Origin of the sequence: Paenibacillus zeisoli (genome assembly GCF_003994465.1) — a bacterium.
Lineage (GTDB): Bacteria > Bacillota > Bacilli > Paenibacillales > Paenibacillaceae > Fontibacillus > Fontibacillus zeisoli.
In genome coordinates, this window is the sequence record NZ_RZNX01000012.1 from 25,829 (window position 1) to 40,535 (window position 14,707).

At 42.2% G+C, this 14,707-nt stretch carries 24 protein-coding genes; 1 reads left to right on the forward strand and 23 read right to left on the reverse strand.

Annotated features, from left to right (window positions below; all coding sequences use genetic code 11):
- Nucleotides 1-161: 161 nt before the first annotated feature.
- On the forward strand, nt 162-431 hold the full coding sequence (locus EJP77_RS18530; RefSeq protein WP_127200752.1) for a hypothetical protein: 270 nt from the start codon (nt 162-164) through the stop codon (nt 429-431).
- Nucleotides 432-452: 21 nt separating this feature from the next.
- Here EJP77_RS18530 and EJP77_RS18535 read toward each other — a convergent pair whose 3' ends face one another.
- The 23 genes from EJP77_RS18535 to EJP77_RS18640 all read right to left on the reverse strand — a co-directional run bounded on the left by EJP77_RS18535 (nt 453) and on the right by EJP77_RS18640 (nt 14,586).
- Nucleotides 453-782 carry a low molecular weight protein tyrosine phosphatase family protein gene (locus EJP77_RS18535; protein WP_127200753.1) on the reverse strand — a complete coding sequence of 110 codons (330 nt, stop codon included), beginning with the start codon at nt 780-782 and terminating at the stop codon, nt 453-455.
- Nucleotides 783-806: 24 nt separating this feature from the next.
- Nucleotides 807-1,268 carry a hypothetical protein gene (locus tag EJP77_RS18540; protein ID WP_127200754.1) on the reverse strand — a complete coding sequence of 154 codons (462 nt, stop codon included), beginning with the start codon at nt 1,266-1,268 and terminating at the stop codon, nt 807-809.
- 101 nt (nt 1,269-1,369) lie between these two features.
- Nucleotides 1,370-1,912, reverse strand: a complete 543-nt coding sequence (locus EJP77_RS18545) for a GrpB family protein (protein ID WP_127200755.1) — start codon at nt 1,910-1,912, stop codon at nt 1,370-1,372.
- A gap of 16 nt (nt 1,913-1,928) precedes the next feature.
- A complete protein-coding gene (locus tag EJP77_RS18550; protein ID WP_127200756.1) occupies nt 1,929-2,513 on the reverse strand; it encodes a hypothetical protein in 585 nt (194 codons plus the stop codon).
- 35 nt (nt 2,514-2,548) lie between these two features.
- Nucleotides 2,549-3,187, reverse strand: a complete 639-nt coding sequence (locus EJP77_RS18555) for an NUDIX hydrolase (RefSeq protein WP_127200757.1) — start codon at nt 3,185-3,187, stop codon at nt 2,549-2,551.
- Nucleotides 3,188-3,204: 17 nt separating this feature from the next.
- Entirely contained in the window at nt 3,205-4,011 is an 807-nt protein-coding gene (locus EJP77_RS18560; RefSeq protein ID WP_127200758.1) for a PP2C family serine/threonine-protein phosphatase, read from the reverse strand.
- 3 nt (nt 4,012-4,014) lie between these two features.
- A complete protein-coding gene (locus tag EJP77_RS18565; RefSeq protein ID WP_246021940.1) occupies nt 4,015-4,437 on the reverse strand; it encodes an SRPBCC family protein in 423 nt (140 codons plus the stop codon).
- A gap of 190 nt (nt 4,438-4,627) precedes the next feature.
- Complete coding sequence (locus EJP77_RS18570) at nt 4,628-5,359, reverse strand: metallophosphoesterase family protein (RefSeq protein ID WP_127200760.1); 732 nt, start codon at nt 5,357-5,359, stop codon at nt 4,628-4,630.
- 752 nt (nt 5,360-6,111) lie between these two features.
- A complete protein-coding gene (locus EJP77_RS18575; protein WP_127200761.1) occupies nt 6,112-6,567 on the reverse strand; it encodes a hypothetical protein in 456 nt (151 codons plus the stop codon).
- A 165-nt stretch (nt 6,568-6,732) separates the two neighbouring features.
- Nucleotides 6,733-7,200 carry an SRPBCC family protein gene (locus EJP77_RS18580; protein WP_127200762.1) on the reverse strand — a complete coding sequence of 156 codons (468 nt, stop codon included), beginning with the start codon at nt 7,198-7,200 and terminating at the stop codon, nt 6,733-6,735.
- A 34-nt stretch (nt 7,201-7,234) separates the two neighbouring features.
- Nucleotides 7,235-7,798: an AAA family ATPase gene (locus EJP77_RS18585; protein WP_127200763.1), complete on the reverse strand. Its 564-nt coding sequence runs from the start codon at nt 7,796-7,798 to the stop codon at nt 7,235-7,237.
- A gap of 28 nt (nt 7,799-7,826) precedes the next feature.
- On the reverse strand, nt 7,827-8,270 hold the full coding sequence (locus tag EJP77_RS18590; RefSeq protein WP_127200764.1) for a hypothetical protein: 444 nt from the start codon (nt 8,268-8,270) through the stop codon (nt 7,827-7,829).
- Between the two features lie 15 nt (nt 8,271-8,285).
- Nucleotides 8,286-8,447 carry a hypothetical protein gene (locus tag EJP77_RS20735; RefSeq protein ID WP_185897398.1) on the reverse strand — a complete coding sequence of 54 codons (162 nt, stop codon included), beginning with the start codon at nt 8,445-8,447 and terminating at the stop codon, nt 8,286-8,288.
- Nucleotides 8,448-8,499: 52 nt separating this feature from the next.
- Complete coding sequence (locus tag EJP77_RS18595; protein ID WP_127200765.1) at nt 8,500-8,964, reverse strand: hypothetical protein; 465 nt, start codon at nt 8,962-8,964, stop codon at nt 8,500-8,502.
- Between the two features lie 45 nt (nt 8,965-9,009).
- Nucleotides 9,010-9,420, reverse strand: coding sequence for an NUDIX domain-containing protein (locus EJP77_RS18600; RefSeq protein WP_127200766.1), 411 nt, complete (start codon nt 9,418-9,420; stop codon nt 9,010-9,012).
- Between the two features lie 221 nt (nt 9,421-9,641).
- Complete coding sequence (locus EJP77_RS18605) at nt 9,642-10,064, reverse strand: NUDIX hydrolase (RefSeq protein ID WP_127200767.1); 423 nt, start codon at nt 10,062-10,064, stop codon at nt 9,642-9,644.
- A gap of 43 nt (nt 10,065-10,107) precedes the next feature.
- Nucleotides 10,108-10,650 carry a P-loop nucleotide/nucleoside kinase family protein gene (locus EJP77_RS18610; RefSeq protein WP_127200768.1) on the reverse strand — a complete coding sequence of 181 codons (543 nt, stop codon included), beginning with the start codon at nt 10,648-10,650 and terminating at the stop codon, nt 10,108-10,110.
- Nucleotides 10,651-10,817: 167 nt separating this feature from the next.
- On the reverse strand, nt 10,818-11,267 hold the full coding sequence (locus EJP77_RS18615) for an NUDIX domain-containing protein (protein ID WP_246021941.1): 450 nt from the start codon (nt 11,265-11,267) through the stop codon (nt 10,818-10,820).
- A gap of 173 nt (nt 11,268-11,440) precedes the next feature.
- Entirely contained in the window at nt 11,441-11,791 is a 351-nt protein-coding gene (locus EJP77_RS18620) for a VOC family protein (protein ID WP_127200770.1), read from the reverse strand.
- A 60-nt stretch (nt 11,792-11,851) separates the two neighbouring features.
- Nucleotides 11,852-12,421: a hypothetical protein gene (locus tag EJP77_RS18625; RefSeq protein ID WP_127200771.1), complete on the reverse strand. Its 570-nt coding sequence runs from the start codon at nt 12,419-12,421 to the stop codon at nt 11,852-11,854.
- A gap of 107 nt (nt 12,422-12,528) precedes the next feature.
- The gene (locus tag EJP77_RS18630) at nt 12,529-12,873 is read right to left on the reverse strand and encodes a hypothetical protein (protein ID WP_127200772.1); all 345 of its coding nucleotides are present in this window, start codon (nt 12,871-12,873) and stop codon (nt 12,529-12,531) included.
- A 469-nt stretch (nt 12,874-13,342) separates the two neighbouring features.
- On the reverse strand, nt 13,343-13,795 hold the full coding sequence (locus EJP77_RS18635; RefSeq protein ID WP_127200773.1) for a VanZ family protein: 453 nt from the start codon (nt 13,793-13,795) through the stop codon (nt 13,343-13,345).
- 311 nt (nt 13,796-14,106) lie between these two features.
- The gene (locus EJP77_RS18640) at nt 14,107-14,586 is read right to left on the reverse strand and encodes a VOC family protein (RefSeq protein ID WP_127200774.1); all 480 of its coding nucleotides are present in this window, start codon (nt 14,584-14,586) and stop codon (nt 14,107-14,109) included.
- Nucleotides 14,587-14,707: the final 121 nt, after the last annotated feature.

A 14,707-nucleotide genomic window follows, 5' to 3' on the forward strand; every position in this document is an offset into this window, starting at 1 on the left:
TCGCTCGTGGAACGCAGTTACCTTCCAGTATTATACAATACGGGGATTGAATGAGGTAATTTTTGTAGACAGCCAGATTCTCTATCTAAAAAATCATAACGAAACTCCAATTTCGGGTGTTCATATACTAAGAATTACAGCAAACTACAGGCGGTGATGAAGTGAAGCCAAAAGATTTTATGTGGTCCATTGTGCTTAATGGGTTTCTGGGTTATCTCTGGTTTCTTTTCTTCCAGAACATTTCAGAGTTAACCCGAATGTGGGATCATTTTTTAGTTAAAGCCCTGATATTTATAATTGGAACTTTTCTATTTGGCGAGATTGCTAACCGGGTGTCGCCGCTCCATGAGTACAAATGGACGCACCCAATTAGAATTGTCGGCGCTGCTTCCTATCTGTTGGTAGTACTAATCTGCTGGTATACCAAATAGCTCTTTCTAAGCAAGGGAGCCTCAATCCGGGACTTCAATATACTCCGAGACCCTTGCTTTCAGAATTTCGATCAATTCCTCATCCATAAAGGGATAATCGTCCGGGATGTCCAGCCGAATGACCTTTTTGCCGGTGAGGCTTGGGCCGAACTTCTCTTTGAGTCTACGCGTGTGCTTGGTCTCCATTACAAAAATAAGATCGGCCCACCCGATATGTCCTGCGGTCACCTTAATCCTCGCGTTCTCTTCAGTACCTGCCGATCTCACCTGGTACATGCTGTATTGCTCAAAAACCTTCTCCGCCGTCAAACTTCTCCATTTGTTCCGGCTGCAGATGAACAGCAGTTTGATTACAATCCCTCCTAGTTACTGTCTTTACTTAAGCTTGTCCCACACTTGGTTGAAGAAATGCTGTCCCCCGGCCATCCAGTACTGCTCCGGCTTAGGTACATCATCAAGGAAGTCCTTGTACAGCCCCGTCCAACCGTCAGGAACATAATGCTCAAATGAAATCGGCTCCGGGAACAGGGAGTAGAGCACTTTCTCATCAAAGTTGACATAAAGCGCAGGGATAAACTCCAGCACTTCGTCATAGCTTTTGAGCACATCCTTCAGATCGTCCAGCTTTTGCGCCAGCTCACTTGTAGATACCTTAAGCTCATCGATTCGGTCTAAAAAGACTTCCGCCGTAGTCTCATCCAGTATTCCGATGCCGAAACGGTCCTCCATCTCCGTATTGAGGAACCAGTATTCTCTCTCCGTAATATACCAGCTCCAAGTCCCTCGAAAGACAACACCAACGATAAGGACCTGCGCATATTCAGGCATTAGCTTCATAAGCGGCTCCTTTCTTAGACCGGCCTGCGGATTAATAAATCTATTAGGCATTTTCTATTCACAAGTCTTTGTCCCCACTGCAATTCATCTTCCACCTTTGTTCATGCATCCGATCTGCCGGGTCTCCAGCCGACCTCCTGCGACCATAGATGAGCTTTCCCTAGAATATCCCAGACGATAGGGCCCTTTCCTTCCACATACTTGGATCTATCATTCTTGTACAATCCCATCAGACGATGCTTCTCCTGGACGTACCTGGCGCCATCCTCTAGGTGCACTCTTAAATAATCCCGGAAAAGCAAGGTTATCTGCTCCGAGAAACTACCTGCTTGTCTTACATGGATATGTGTCCTTCTATGACCAGGCAATTCTCGGAAGTACCTCTTAGTTTTATCCGGATTCTCCTTACGAAGCTCAAAGCCTAAGCTTTCTATAGCAGACTTATAACCTGCTTCGTCGTCAAAATTCCCCACCGAGATTTGAATATCTATGATCGGCTTCGCGTCCAAGCCTACCACGGATGTAGATCCGACATGATCTATTCGTAGGGCGGTACTTCCCAAGGAGGCTCTAAGCCCGGTTCCCAAATTAACAAACAATCCCAGCCACTGAGGCTCATAAGGTGCTAGTCTCCACTGATCCATGCCGCTACTCCTTCGGTTATGTACTCAGAACGCTAAACTCAGCGATCTCCAGCTCGTTCAGGATCTGATACCACTCCAGAACAACGGGAGGTACCCGTCTGATCTTAGGATCGAGGTACAGATTAAGTTCTGGAATCGGACGGCCGTACTGTCCCCGGATCAATTGGTTGATCGAGCTTAACTGTGTGTAAGCCCCGAGTTCAGAGAGATCGAATCCTTTTTGGGCTAGAGCCTCAAACACAGACTCATTTAACAGATACAGCTTGGAGAATTCGAGTGTTATTTTACGATACTTGTTATCAAACTCTTCATCCGTATATAGAAGTCTATTGTAATATTCCTTGGTACTCAGGTGAATTTGGTATTTATAATTATCGTCATCCGTACAAAATATTTCGGAATGGCAGACATCACAGATCACCGTCCCGACCTGCCCATACCGTGAACCATCGTAGTGGTACAGTCCGCCCGTCTGATTGCTGCACGCCATGCAGTATACGGGAGTTATCTCGGTGTCCACGATAACCCGTGTCTGGTTATAGAATTTGACGTTCACATCATATTCATAGGTTTGTTCCTCTGTCAGCTTGGAGATTCCCATGGTTTCACCTTTTTCCCCTTAAAGTCTGCGGTCCTCTATTCACTAAGAATTCGTTCATGAATCGTATTAAAAAGCAATTCGAAATACTCCAGCGAATTCAGAGCAATATCTTCCCTGCTAATCTCGCGTGCAGCTGGGTTCGTCATTTCCTCGAGTTCATCGTGGAGGACCCCTACGGCCGATATGGACTTACGGACACCATTCAGAAGCTGCTCAAAGTCCTGAAGACCCACCATGAACAAGCCCGAAATTTCACTCAGCTGAAAATCATACTCCTCTACCGGCTTATCACATTCATATACGAAAATATGATTAAACTCCCGGTCAATGAGCTGTTCGGAAAGGACATATTCCTCAGCCACCCTGCCGCAATAAATAAGCTCGCTGATATCGGCAGACAGCCCGAGTTCCTCCTCCAGCTCGCGCACCCCATCCTGTATGGTCTCCCCGGCCATAATATGCCCGGCGCACGAGGTGTCGAACATGCCGGGGAACGTATCCTTATTCCTGTGGCGCAGCTGCAGGAGAAGGCTCGGCCCTCGCTCGGCCGATGGGTTCAGAATCCAGCAGTGAAAGGTCTGATGCCACAGCCCTTGTGCATGGGCTTCCTGCCGGCTGGCAGTTCCCAGGTGGTTCATATCTTTATCAAAAATATCGAGCAGTTCGGTAGTCATTGGCGGCTCTCCTATTGTTAATCCAGCGATTTGGGTTGATCCGACGGAATCAATCCTTCGGCTTTATTATGATAAATCCAGCAGATCATAGTAGCGCTATCCTTAGTCTTATGCTCATGTAGATGTTCAAAAACTGAATTCACATTCTCCTCCAACTCCCTGCTATTTACTAGAGAAGCATATAAATTAACTGGGTCTTGGTAGAACTTGTCCGCAGAATCCAGAACTCCATCTGTCATTAATACAATATAATTACTACCCGGTCTTAACTGCCTCCTACCGACAGTATAACCTGGAACAGGCAATTCAAAGGTGTTCACCTGTCCAATCCATTCATAGAATTGTCTCTGGTTCAGGCCATACTGACCTAATCTCGCCAGTTCAGGATGAAGTAACAAGGCCATGCAGTCCCCAACAGAGAACCACCAAATATATTGATTTTTCTGAAAAACAATTAGGCAGGACGCTTCACCCGTTGTCTCTCGGCAAGCTCCTCTAAAGTCTTTACTTGTAAAAAGGTCCACGAAATAGGGTTCTAACCCCGTAAACACATCTTCGCTATCCAGTAAATTAACGAGACTTTCCTTATGATTATTTAGTGTCTCAATAACTAACTCAGCACTTTCAGCCGTGTGATGGGCATCAAGAAGAACTGCAAAGCTCCAAAGATGATTCGGACTCTGAATGAGCAGTAGCCCATCCTCGTTCTTATTAGCCCCGCTGCTTACATTCCCGCCATATCTGCCCACAATGATATTGCTGTGGCACGTAACCCTGACCTCATCTAACCCAGGTTGGTTACTTCCCAGCCATGCATACTCCATAAGCTATGCCTCCTCACAGATCCCTTGCAGCCTGCCGAGCACATCCTCCCACCGCCTCTTCATCGCTTCACGGACATCCGGGCCGGATAACTTCTCCTGGTGGAAGCTGATTGTAGTCTTATGGTCACCCGCAGGTATAGTACGGATCTGAAGGGTCGAAGACTTTGCCCAATGCTCTGCGGTCCATGACAGCCTTAGGTTCTCCAGTTCGTTCACAACACGGAACTCCCCCGAGATCCCTTCCTCCGTCTGAAACAGCTGGCCTACCTCTACATCTATGGGTCCTCCCTCGCCCAGCCAAATACTCAAACCCTTAGGGGACGTAATCAGCTTCCATGCCTCAAGGACAGGGATGGGAAAGGTTCTTCTAACTCCAACTTGAAAACCTGCTGCAGCCGTTTGGCCTACTGGTCTCGGATTATTCACGGTTATCCCTCCAATACACATAGGGTAGATTGCACGCTTAACTTAGCCGAATCATATATTTGCGGTAACCCTCTTTGATCTCTCTAGTTAATTTATTTTAGCATCGGAGTAAATATTTGTAATCGCTTAGGGTCCAAAAAGAATACGAAAAATACGATCAAAAATTTGATCGTATTTCTCACGTGCTCTATCAAGTTGTAATCCCCCTGTATTTCGCTGTTCTGAGCTCCTGAATATATTCATTCAGCATTGGCATTTCCGCATCCACAGCCTCTTGAATGGCTGCCTCGATATCATAGGTTACTCTCACAAATTGAATATTCATATCGGCTGTCTCCCGGCTGCCGTACTCTCCTTCCAGAATCACATAGGAGGCGCTGGTCAGATCGAGCGGATTCCCGACGCTTCCGGTATTGAACAGCGTCTTCCCATCCAGGTGCTGAAGATAGGCATTATGAATATCTCCGTATCCGATCACATCAGCGGGCCGCGGGTCCCTGCACAGCTCAGAACCTTCACACAGGGAGAGACGGCTTTCGTGGCTATCCCATGGCTGAATGCGTTCGTACAGACTTCTTGGGGAGGCGTGAAACAGGCGAACGTATCTGCCGCTCATCAGGAATTCGATGGAAAAGGGGAGCGCGCCCAAATACTCCAGTCCTTCCGGTCCCAGCCGCTCCTGGTGCCACTTGAGTGCGCCATTCGTGGTCTCTTTTCCAATAAAGTCATCCCAGTTCCCCCGAACCACCCGTTCACAATTCGCCTTAACCAAGTCAACGGCTACATCCCCGCTCGGGCCTTTCCCAATTAGATCCCCCAGGCAGTAGATCGAGCTGACGCCGCGCCGCCCTATATCTTTAAGAACAGCCTGAAGGGCTGGAACATTGCCGTGAATGTCGGATATGATTGCGATTCGATTCATGGACCCACCTCCGATAGTAATGCGTAATCTAGTTGGTAAGATTATACCCGATTCCCTTGGTGAACTCATGTGCCTTCCCTGGGTTATTTTAAGCCTTTCAGGGTTCTAGAATACTTCTCAATAATATTCCAGCTCCTATATTGAACCAGCCGTACGATATTCAAAGCTATAGTTAAGATAATCACCAGGTTAAATATAAAAAATAGAGCTGCATCAGAATTACCGCTGGACAGGAAGTCTGGAGCCTGCATAAGAGTGGGGGCCAGGATGATTATTCCACCTAAGATCAATATGTATCTTCGCTTTGTGGAGTTCTTGATTTTCCGGATAATATAGCTGTAGCAATTTGTGCAGATCAGGGTTTGTCTTCTACCTACCAACAGCAGGCAGTACTCACAATAGTCCTTGCTGCATAGTGGGCAAGTCTTCTCATATTCGCTCGTTTCATGGTTAAAGCACGGCTTCATCTTTCTAATTCAGCTCCTCAGTGGTTACCTTAAGATGTGCAATTAATTCATCGTAAATCTTATTTGTTTCATTCACTATTTTCTTCATAGAAGGGCCGTTTCCTCCTGTGCAAGCAGCAATTCTCCCTGACTATTTGTAAATACATATAACTCTTTATCATGTTTCCCTTAGGTTCCTCCGCGAAATAATGAATGCCTGAATCTTCAATCTCCAACCTTCTTATCCTTCGTGCCTGCGATCCTCGCAAATTGATTAAGAATCTCTTGATTATTTAGCTTATGATCCTACACTCTGTACTTCTCTTGTACCTTCGGTAACAAGGTAACTGCCTGCATGACTAGTCCAAGCATCATGTAGATGAAATGTACGGCTGCAAATGCATTTATGATATAGACCTGAATGATAATCCATATGATTAGTGCGAAACCTGAGTACAACGAAAAAGACCACGACCAGTGCTTATCATGGAAAAGGTTGAGTTTCTCGGCTAGTTTCCAGTCCCATTGTCTAATTAAGCCTGAAGAGATGACAGCGGGAATAATCCCCAATACACAAAACAATATTACACCTGGGATCAGATAATTCGGAAAGGGAGACCCCTCTATCATGGAGAGGGGCATTCCCATAAGCGTACCACTTGGATCAATAACGAGCGACGCTCCGCCATACAACGCTCCCACCGCCAGAAACAATTGAAGAAAGACTAACGACCATGATCGCTGTTTATTTCTGTTATTCATACAATAACCTTCTTTCCTAATCAGTTTCCATAATTATAGAGGTGCACTCCTAAGCATTCGTCCCTCTATTATCACAGTCTGATGTGAATTTAGGTCGTTTTTATGAATTCTAGTTAATCTTGTCTAGTCCATAATCCTCTCTGAGAGCAATCAAGTAATTGATCCCTATCCATACGCCTGTCTCCCTTCCGCTATCTTCTTAAGCTCATTATTTCTATGCTCAATAAATCGCTTCATATAATAACGCAGAACCAGCCGCTCCACGAGCCAGCCTATAAATCCAAATGGGGCCTCGAACTGAAGCGTGTCCGTCATTAGCGTCACACCATTACGATCCTCAAATTCATGGGTGTGCTTCATGCTCTTAAAGGCTCCGCTCACCATCTGATCGACGAAGATATAAGGCCGCTCGAATTCAGTAATTTGGGATGTAAGCCTTTGTCTGATAAGAAAATGGGTCGCTTCAAAAGTAACCGTCTCACCCCTGTTAATTCGGCCGGTGCAAGCTCCATCCACAGCACGTTCCTTGGTATGTCTCCAGACTGTAGCTGTATGAAGCTGGATGTCTCTGGCGAAGTCAAAGCATAACTCAATAGGAGCATTAATTTCTAAGGACGTCTTTACTACGATCATATGTACACCTCTCTTGCTGCTGCAATCTTCTTAACTACAACTCGAATTTGTCTTTGATCATCTGAGCCGCTTCCGCAGGGCTAATCCTCGTGTTGTTGATTCTGATGTAATTCTCCTTGTGGCGGAGCTCTCCTTCACGGGAATTAAGTCTATATCTCTCAGCCGTTCCTTTGAGATCCTCTTCAGATCGTTCAAAATTCCGCTTAGTAGGCTTATGCATCAATCGGTGTGGGCTTTTGTTACGAACAAGTCTCTCCTCCAGGTCGGCTTCCAGCTCAACCAAGTACACGGTACCGCCTCTGGATTCAAATAACTGACTAATCTCCTCGACATAATCCCAGTCCGCCTGCTGATCAAATGCCCATACATACGTGAAGATCATCCCGGCTTGATCACTCTTGGCCATTTCCTCAAATATTTCCCGGCGGAACAAGCTGACCAGTCGTGCCCCCGCTTTTGTACCATAATCAAAGAATGGAGTGACCAGTTCAATCGTCATATGATTGTGAAAGAGCTTCAGCCCCGTTATTCTCTCCAATTCATGCCCTACGGTCATCTTACCGACGGCCTGCGGCCCGAATATAATAATGAACTTCATAAGCCCTCCCTAGTGAATAGCAAAATCCTCAAGGTGAACTATATTCAACCTTAATCCCCTTGTATTCGGTTACCATTTTGAAATTCGTTGATAGAACCCCAATGACATGGATCGTTTCACTATCCATCCATACGGCCTTAATCTCCTGATCGGATACATAGACATTTCCTGCTGAATTGTCTATCGGCTCTCCCTTTTGGATCAGAGATAGTTGATAACTATATCCCGTTGTAGCCCCGCAATCTCTCTTGAAGACAACGAATTCCTTGTTCCCGTCTGGCTGAGCCTCTCTTGAAATCACCTGATTTCCGCACATTCCTGAAGCCAACCCTTTTTCAAGCTCATACACCAAATATCCTACTCCTCCAGCTATTAAAGCAAACGAAAGAAGAATGATGACTATAATTCGGTTCCTTGTTCGTTGGGTGTGCAGCTTTATTTCTTCGTCTGAAGGCCAGTCAGAAATGTCCATTCATCGTTCACCATCCTAGTGCTTATCTTCCATAAATAATCCAGTACAAACTAGAATAAATCCGAATAATCCTATAAAAACTTCATTACCATAAAATCTAATGCCAGGTTCCCCTTGAATAATTAGACTGACCAAAATGATGGCGATACCGAGAATCATAACTTTAACTGACTTCACGCTTTTACACCTCTCATAGATAGAGTGTGATTGCATAAATGAGGCCTACACACTATTTGATGAGCTCCTTCGGCATTAACCACAGTCTACCTGTATGCTCATCATAATTTAGATAAACTTGCCTTTCTTCGCCTTCTCTAATTTTCTTGTAACTTGTCCCCATACTATAAATACTTCTTCCGGGGAACAATGGAATCCAACTTACCTCTCTATTCGTATGAACATCAAAATACTCGTATCCCTTAATTTCGGCCCCAATAGAGAAATTAAGGCTGGTAAGCTTCTTATCTATCTTTAGTATTTTTAGTTGAGTTGAGACTAGCCCTCCTTCAATTTCCTGTCCCCCTGATCCCTCAACCAGTAACTCGATGTCTGGTATTGATGAAGCAAAGTCATATATTCCTAACGTTCTATCCGTTCGATCAAGAACCAAGAATTTATCTAAGACGACGTATCCACTAATTAATATAAAGAGTGTAAATGTTATAGGGAAGAAGACACGATACTTTTTGTGCACCTAAAGTTACCTCCTTTCAAGATACTATCCCCCAGCCTGATTTACCTATAAGTGCTTTTCAATTAATGTAAAAGTCTCTTTGTTACTCTCGTAATATAATTGTTTCTTTACCTCAGTACGATGTACCCACCAATATCCTACATGCTCATCTGAAATACATACCTCAAATTGTCTTTTTAATCTTAGAAGAAAGGCATCCTTCATAATTTTCAATTCTTCTTCTGGTATGTATACTTCGTAATCCTTTATTATGAGTTCTAACTGATTTGGTTGTAACTTTAACCCAGTTTCTTCATTAATTTCTCTGCAAGCAGCCAAAATACTGCTCTCGCCCGCCACTATTCCTCCAGTAACGGGTTGCAAAAAATTAGGGTTCCGTTTTCCTTTTTTAACTTCAAGTAGCAGAACATAATTATTAGTTACTATCCAGCACTCTATACTATATTTTATTTTCATAAATCACCTGTAATTCTTTGATTTCATATCTCTTAGCTTCTGATTGATGTCATCTAATGATCTTTGAATGTCATCCATTCTCTGCAGCCCGGAATATTGATTTCCGATGATCCCTGCTAATCCAATACCAACTACAACCGTTAAGAAAATAAGCAATTTTAACACCCCTTTGTTTCCTGGGACTCAAGTCCATAGTGACATTAAGTTTATGGCTTGTAAGACTATTTGTTACCTTCATTAAAGTATGTAATTTCCTTACCATTAATTAAGCTTCTAAAGCCGTCCTTATAATAGGACATTAAATCATCCGCCTGTTCTATATCGATCCAGGCAATTTCAGATATTTCGTCTGGCCTTAATATTTCTTCTTCCCCGCCAATAATCTCAGCCCTAAATGTAATAAAAGTTACATGTTCATTGATCTTCTCAAATCTACACTCATTGACTGCCACAATACCATAGACACTAATATCAAGTCCTGTTTCTTCTTTCGCCTCTCGAATAACCGCTTGATCTAGCGATTCATTTGGTTCTACAGCACCGCCAGGTAAGGACCAGCTCGAACGTCCGATGTTCTTAACCGCTAGAACTTTAGAATTGGATGAATCCGTTATTAATGAGTAAACTACATCGACTCGTTTCATTGCCCTATCATCCCTTCTGTATTAAACTGCATATTTTGAGCTCTTAATAAGTGTCGGATTTAGTCTCAATAACAAATTCCCCTTCACCAGAAGGCTCTTCAAACCCATTTAAGAATGAGTTTAAAATCTCCTCTGTTATGGTAAATGCAGCGTTTGCATCAAATCTTTGACTGCGTATCCGAAGCCGTTCACGCAGAACATTCGGATGGACTTTCAAATATACAAGCCGCCACTCTCCACCAGCAGCTTCAATATGCTTCTTATATTCATTCCTTCTCTTCTGCTGCCAAAAGCTAAAATCGATAACCACATTGGTCTTTTTCTCCAACAAAATAGTTAGCTCATCACGCAGCTTTATTTCAGCTTCTATTTTAAGCTGTTCATACTTTTCAATTGGATAGTCAATGCCATATCGACCATGGGTAGCCCATATTTCCTCGTCAATGGAGAGACGTACAAAGCCTTTCTCTTCTAACTTCTGAGCAAATGTTGTTTTACCTGCCCCCGCCACACCACACATCATTACCACCAATGGATGTGTAACATCTGATTGAGAGATTAACTCATTCAAGTCAAAATCGGCCATTTCCAAATCCTCCTTACATCAAGGGCTTCCGCATTGCCCGGAGCTTCTTGGTGAATTCACAAAAAGACCCAACCACTTAGAGACACTACTCGTCTAGTTTCACACTTAAAGCCTAGAGTTGCCACCAAATTCTCTCGTTATTTTCCATTAAGGGTCGAGAGTCTTACTTAACTGAGTTTTAATCTCTCCAGTTGATGATCTTCAATGACTTCAATATTCCTTCTGTTTTGAACATAGTCTATAATCTGCTCATTGATGTTTGGAATTAGAATCACTCTATCGAGTTCGTTAATAGGAATCCACTTTATTGTAGTTTGATGGGGATCTGGGTGTGGGGGAAGCTGGGGAAGAGAGCTGCTAGTTAGTTTGCATTCAAAAATAAGATGTAACCCATGCTCTGGATTATCGTTATAATCCCCTGACTGTTTATGAGGTGCCATTTCATATACTAATGCCAGTGGGCCTACTTCAATTTCAGCACCGGTTTCTTCTAGAACCTCTCGTTTTACTCCCTCCACCACGGTCTCTCCAGGTTCTAAACCGCCTCCTGGCAAATTGTAATGAACGCCCCGTTCATCATATTCAACTAATAAAATGGAGTCATTATCAATAATCAAAGCTGTACACCGTATCCTAACGTGTGACAAAACAGCACCTCACTTTCACTTATAGACCCCAGCATCTTCCATTATTATACATTACGGCATGCGCAGCCCGATAGCCTTATACCTGAATGTTAACGGGATTTCTAATATCCAGAGTTTAATCAAAAAAAAGCCCTATATAGGGCTCAACATTTACATACCATCAACTGATTTCCATCAGGATCTTTGAAATTAAACCAGTGATTATGCTCTATTGGCGTGGTGAGATTGACGTTCTTGGATCTCATATAATTAAACGCTTCCTCAATGTCCTCTGTATTAAAATGAAACGCCGGAGCCTTGAATACGTGGTCTTCTGCATAAATTTTACTATCCAACACAATGCTTGTTCCTTCCATTGGAATTACATATAAATGTCCATATAAGATTTCTCCATTCCTAGGTAAATTTAAAATGTCGCAATACCAATCTCGAGCTCTTTCAATGTTACTTACAGGGATGAATACGGTTCCAATTCGGTTTTGGATAGGATTCATTTCATTCGCTCCCAACCAATATGATTTTAAAAAGAAAATACCTACAGCACGAATATAGAGTTATCCCTCTCTTATATATTTCTTATACTTCTGCCTCCCATTATCATTAATAACAAATCTGATATACACGTAGTTCTTCCCATCCTTCGGATACTCGTAATTCATCATCAGCTCATAATCCTCTAAATCCCAATACACATCTTTGTAGACTTTATCATCATTTTCCATGCTCAGGAAATCATTTCTCTTGGGCTCCCCATATTCCTGAACTAACCCATCTAGTACTTTCTTAGCATAAGCCTCATCGACATTTTCTACTGAATAGTTATATAAAAGTAATCTAAAATCATCTAGCTGCTTCTCATCCGTTTGTTGATCAAAAGCAATGCTGTTGGTAAAGTTCACTCTCAGCACGACATCTTTTTCGTATAATTTCATATAGTTATCAATTTCCATCGTTGTAATGTCCAGATTATCTCGGATGACAAATGGATACTGGGCAAGTTTGTCTTTACCCTCCTTCAGGGTCATCCCGATACTGAATTCGTCAAAGGTTTTGTGACTTGTACATCCACTTACAAAGGCAATTAGGATCATAATAATCAGTACGCTAAAAAATTTCTTCCCCATGGTCTACCTCATTTTCAGCTATGTATTTTTGATTTCATATCTATTAACTTCTGATTGATGTCATCTAATCTTCATAAACATATCGTCGTCCGAATAGATGACCTGAATTAGTTTCTCAGATACTCATTCAGCTTCTTGACATTGTCTGTTACATACTCAATTTCTTGAGTCTTTTGATTGAATAGAATATACAGGGGAGCTGTTTTTGTAACTAACACATTTATTTTTTTATTCTGTAACCCGAACCCTGGGACGTTGTAGTTATACATATTAATTTGGCCTTTGGAATCTTCCAGTCCCTCGACCTTTCTAAATTCACCTGTCATTTTCTCATTGACATATAACGTATAGTAAGTTTTCTCTAATAGATTTGTTGCGATGATATAGAGGGCAAAGAATAAGATGACACCTGTTCCCAGGTAGTATAAATATTTGTTAATTGACTTGTTCATGGGTTTGTCCTTTACGATTTAGTGTACAACCTACAAAGCCTCCACTCACTTATACAAGTGAACCCTCAAGAATCCAATTAATTCTGTGAATGCAGTTTGAACCTGTGGTTCACATATTAACGTCCACATGCTCATTTTCTAAAAGAGATATTAATTTATCCACGCTCATCGCTTCCCAGGCTTGTTACTGTTCAAGAGATATTGCTCCATGATAAATATATACATATAACTGCTAAAGCCAAGAAGAGTACAAAGATCTGCGTATTCCTCCTAAATTTGATACCATAGGCACCAAAGAAGACTGCCGCAGCTAATTTAGAACAGCTTCTATAATAATCATTAAAATATGAATTGCTAAAGATAATTGAAATAAGCAGCATGGCTAGGATCAATGTTTTAAACCATAGAGGCTCACTTAAGAAAAGCTTATACATGAATTTTATCCGCTGCATGGCTGAAATAGCCCTCCCTATTTTCTCGATCTTAACGCTGCAACTGTTGCTACAAATCCAATTAGTGCACCAAATGTGTTCAATATAATATCATCTACATCGAAACTACCGACCTTTGTGAATAGCTGTATCAGTTCAACTGCTAATAATACAAGTATTACTACTAGCAAAAAGGGAATTGTTCTAAGATACCTTGTATTCAGGAGCGGAAATATCACGCCCAAGGGGATGAACAGAATAATGTTGCCAAAAAGATTTTTAACCCACGTATCCAGATTGTAATGTTCTCGGTGTAGCGCATACTGCTTTATGGTCTTAAAAGGGATCAGATTATAGTTCTGATACGAGCTGTTATAATAGGTCGTCCCCCGCAGGAAGAGCAGCTTGATCATGATCAAGGCGTAGACAAGGCTCCCTGCAAGAATCAAGGTATTCAAATATTTATTCTGAAAAAAGGTGTTCCTAAACATCCTGACTCAACCTACTTTATTATGTTTTGTTTTTGTATATCTTCTCTAGCGACTTATATTATTGTATAGATTTGATACTCTGCAAGGTTGGATTTCCCCATCTTTTCTTATAAATCTGAATTTGATAGTTCTGACCCTTTACTATTGTCTTATCAAGGCTCTCTTTCAGCTCAAATGTCATTGTTTGTCCGCTTTGACTCCTGACTACTAAGTTATCCTTACCAATATCCATGATTCTAACTGACTCACTTGAGTACTCAGTCTTTGAAGCCCACACTATTCCTGCAAATATTAAGATTGTACATACTATACTAATTATTTTGTATGCTATTCTCATCCTCTATCATCTTCTCCCAATCCTTAAGCGATACCTTCTCTGTTATTGTTCTCAGTCTTTCAGGCACTTGAACATAACACATTAATTCCAGACTGTTCCCGTCCGGGTCATTGAAATATACAGAAGCATTCCCTTGATGAGGGCGGACGAAAGGTTCTACGGAACTTCTTTTTCCAAAAGGTACAGGTTCTATATGGATTGAATTCAGCCAATTTACACTATCTTTGAGTTCTTCATAGCCCACTCTGAACGCTATATGTCTTACAGAGGGATGATAGGGTATTTTATATTGCTCTCCTTCCCAAAGACCTAACTGACTCTTTTCCTTCTCGATCCAAAAGAATGCCGTGTCCTCATCCTGCCAAGCAAGTTCCAGCCCCAACTTTGAATAAAATTCTATCGATCTATCCTTATTGCTCACTGGTAAATGAGCTTCATAAAGGCCTAAAATCATATATCTCAACTCCGTTCATTTCAGAATTAGACAAATCCATTAATTCTTCGTAAGTTTCGCCAAGCTGTTATGTTTATCCTTTAAACTCCTTGTTCATCTCTCAAATGATTCAGTAAAAGTA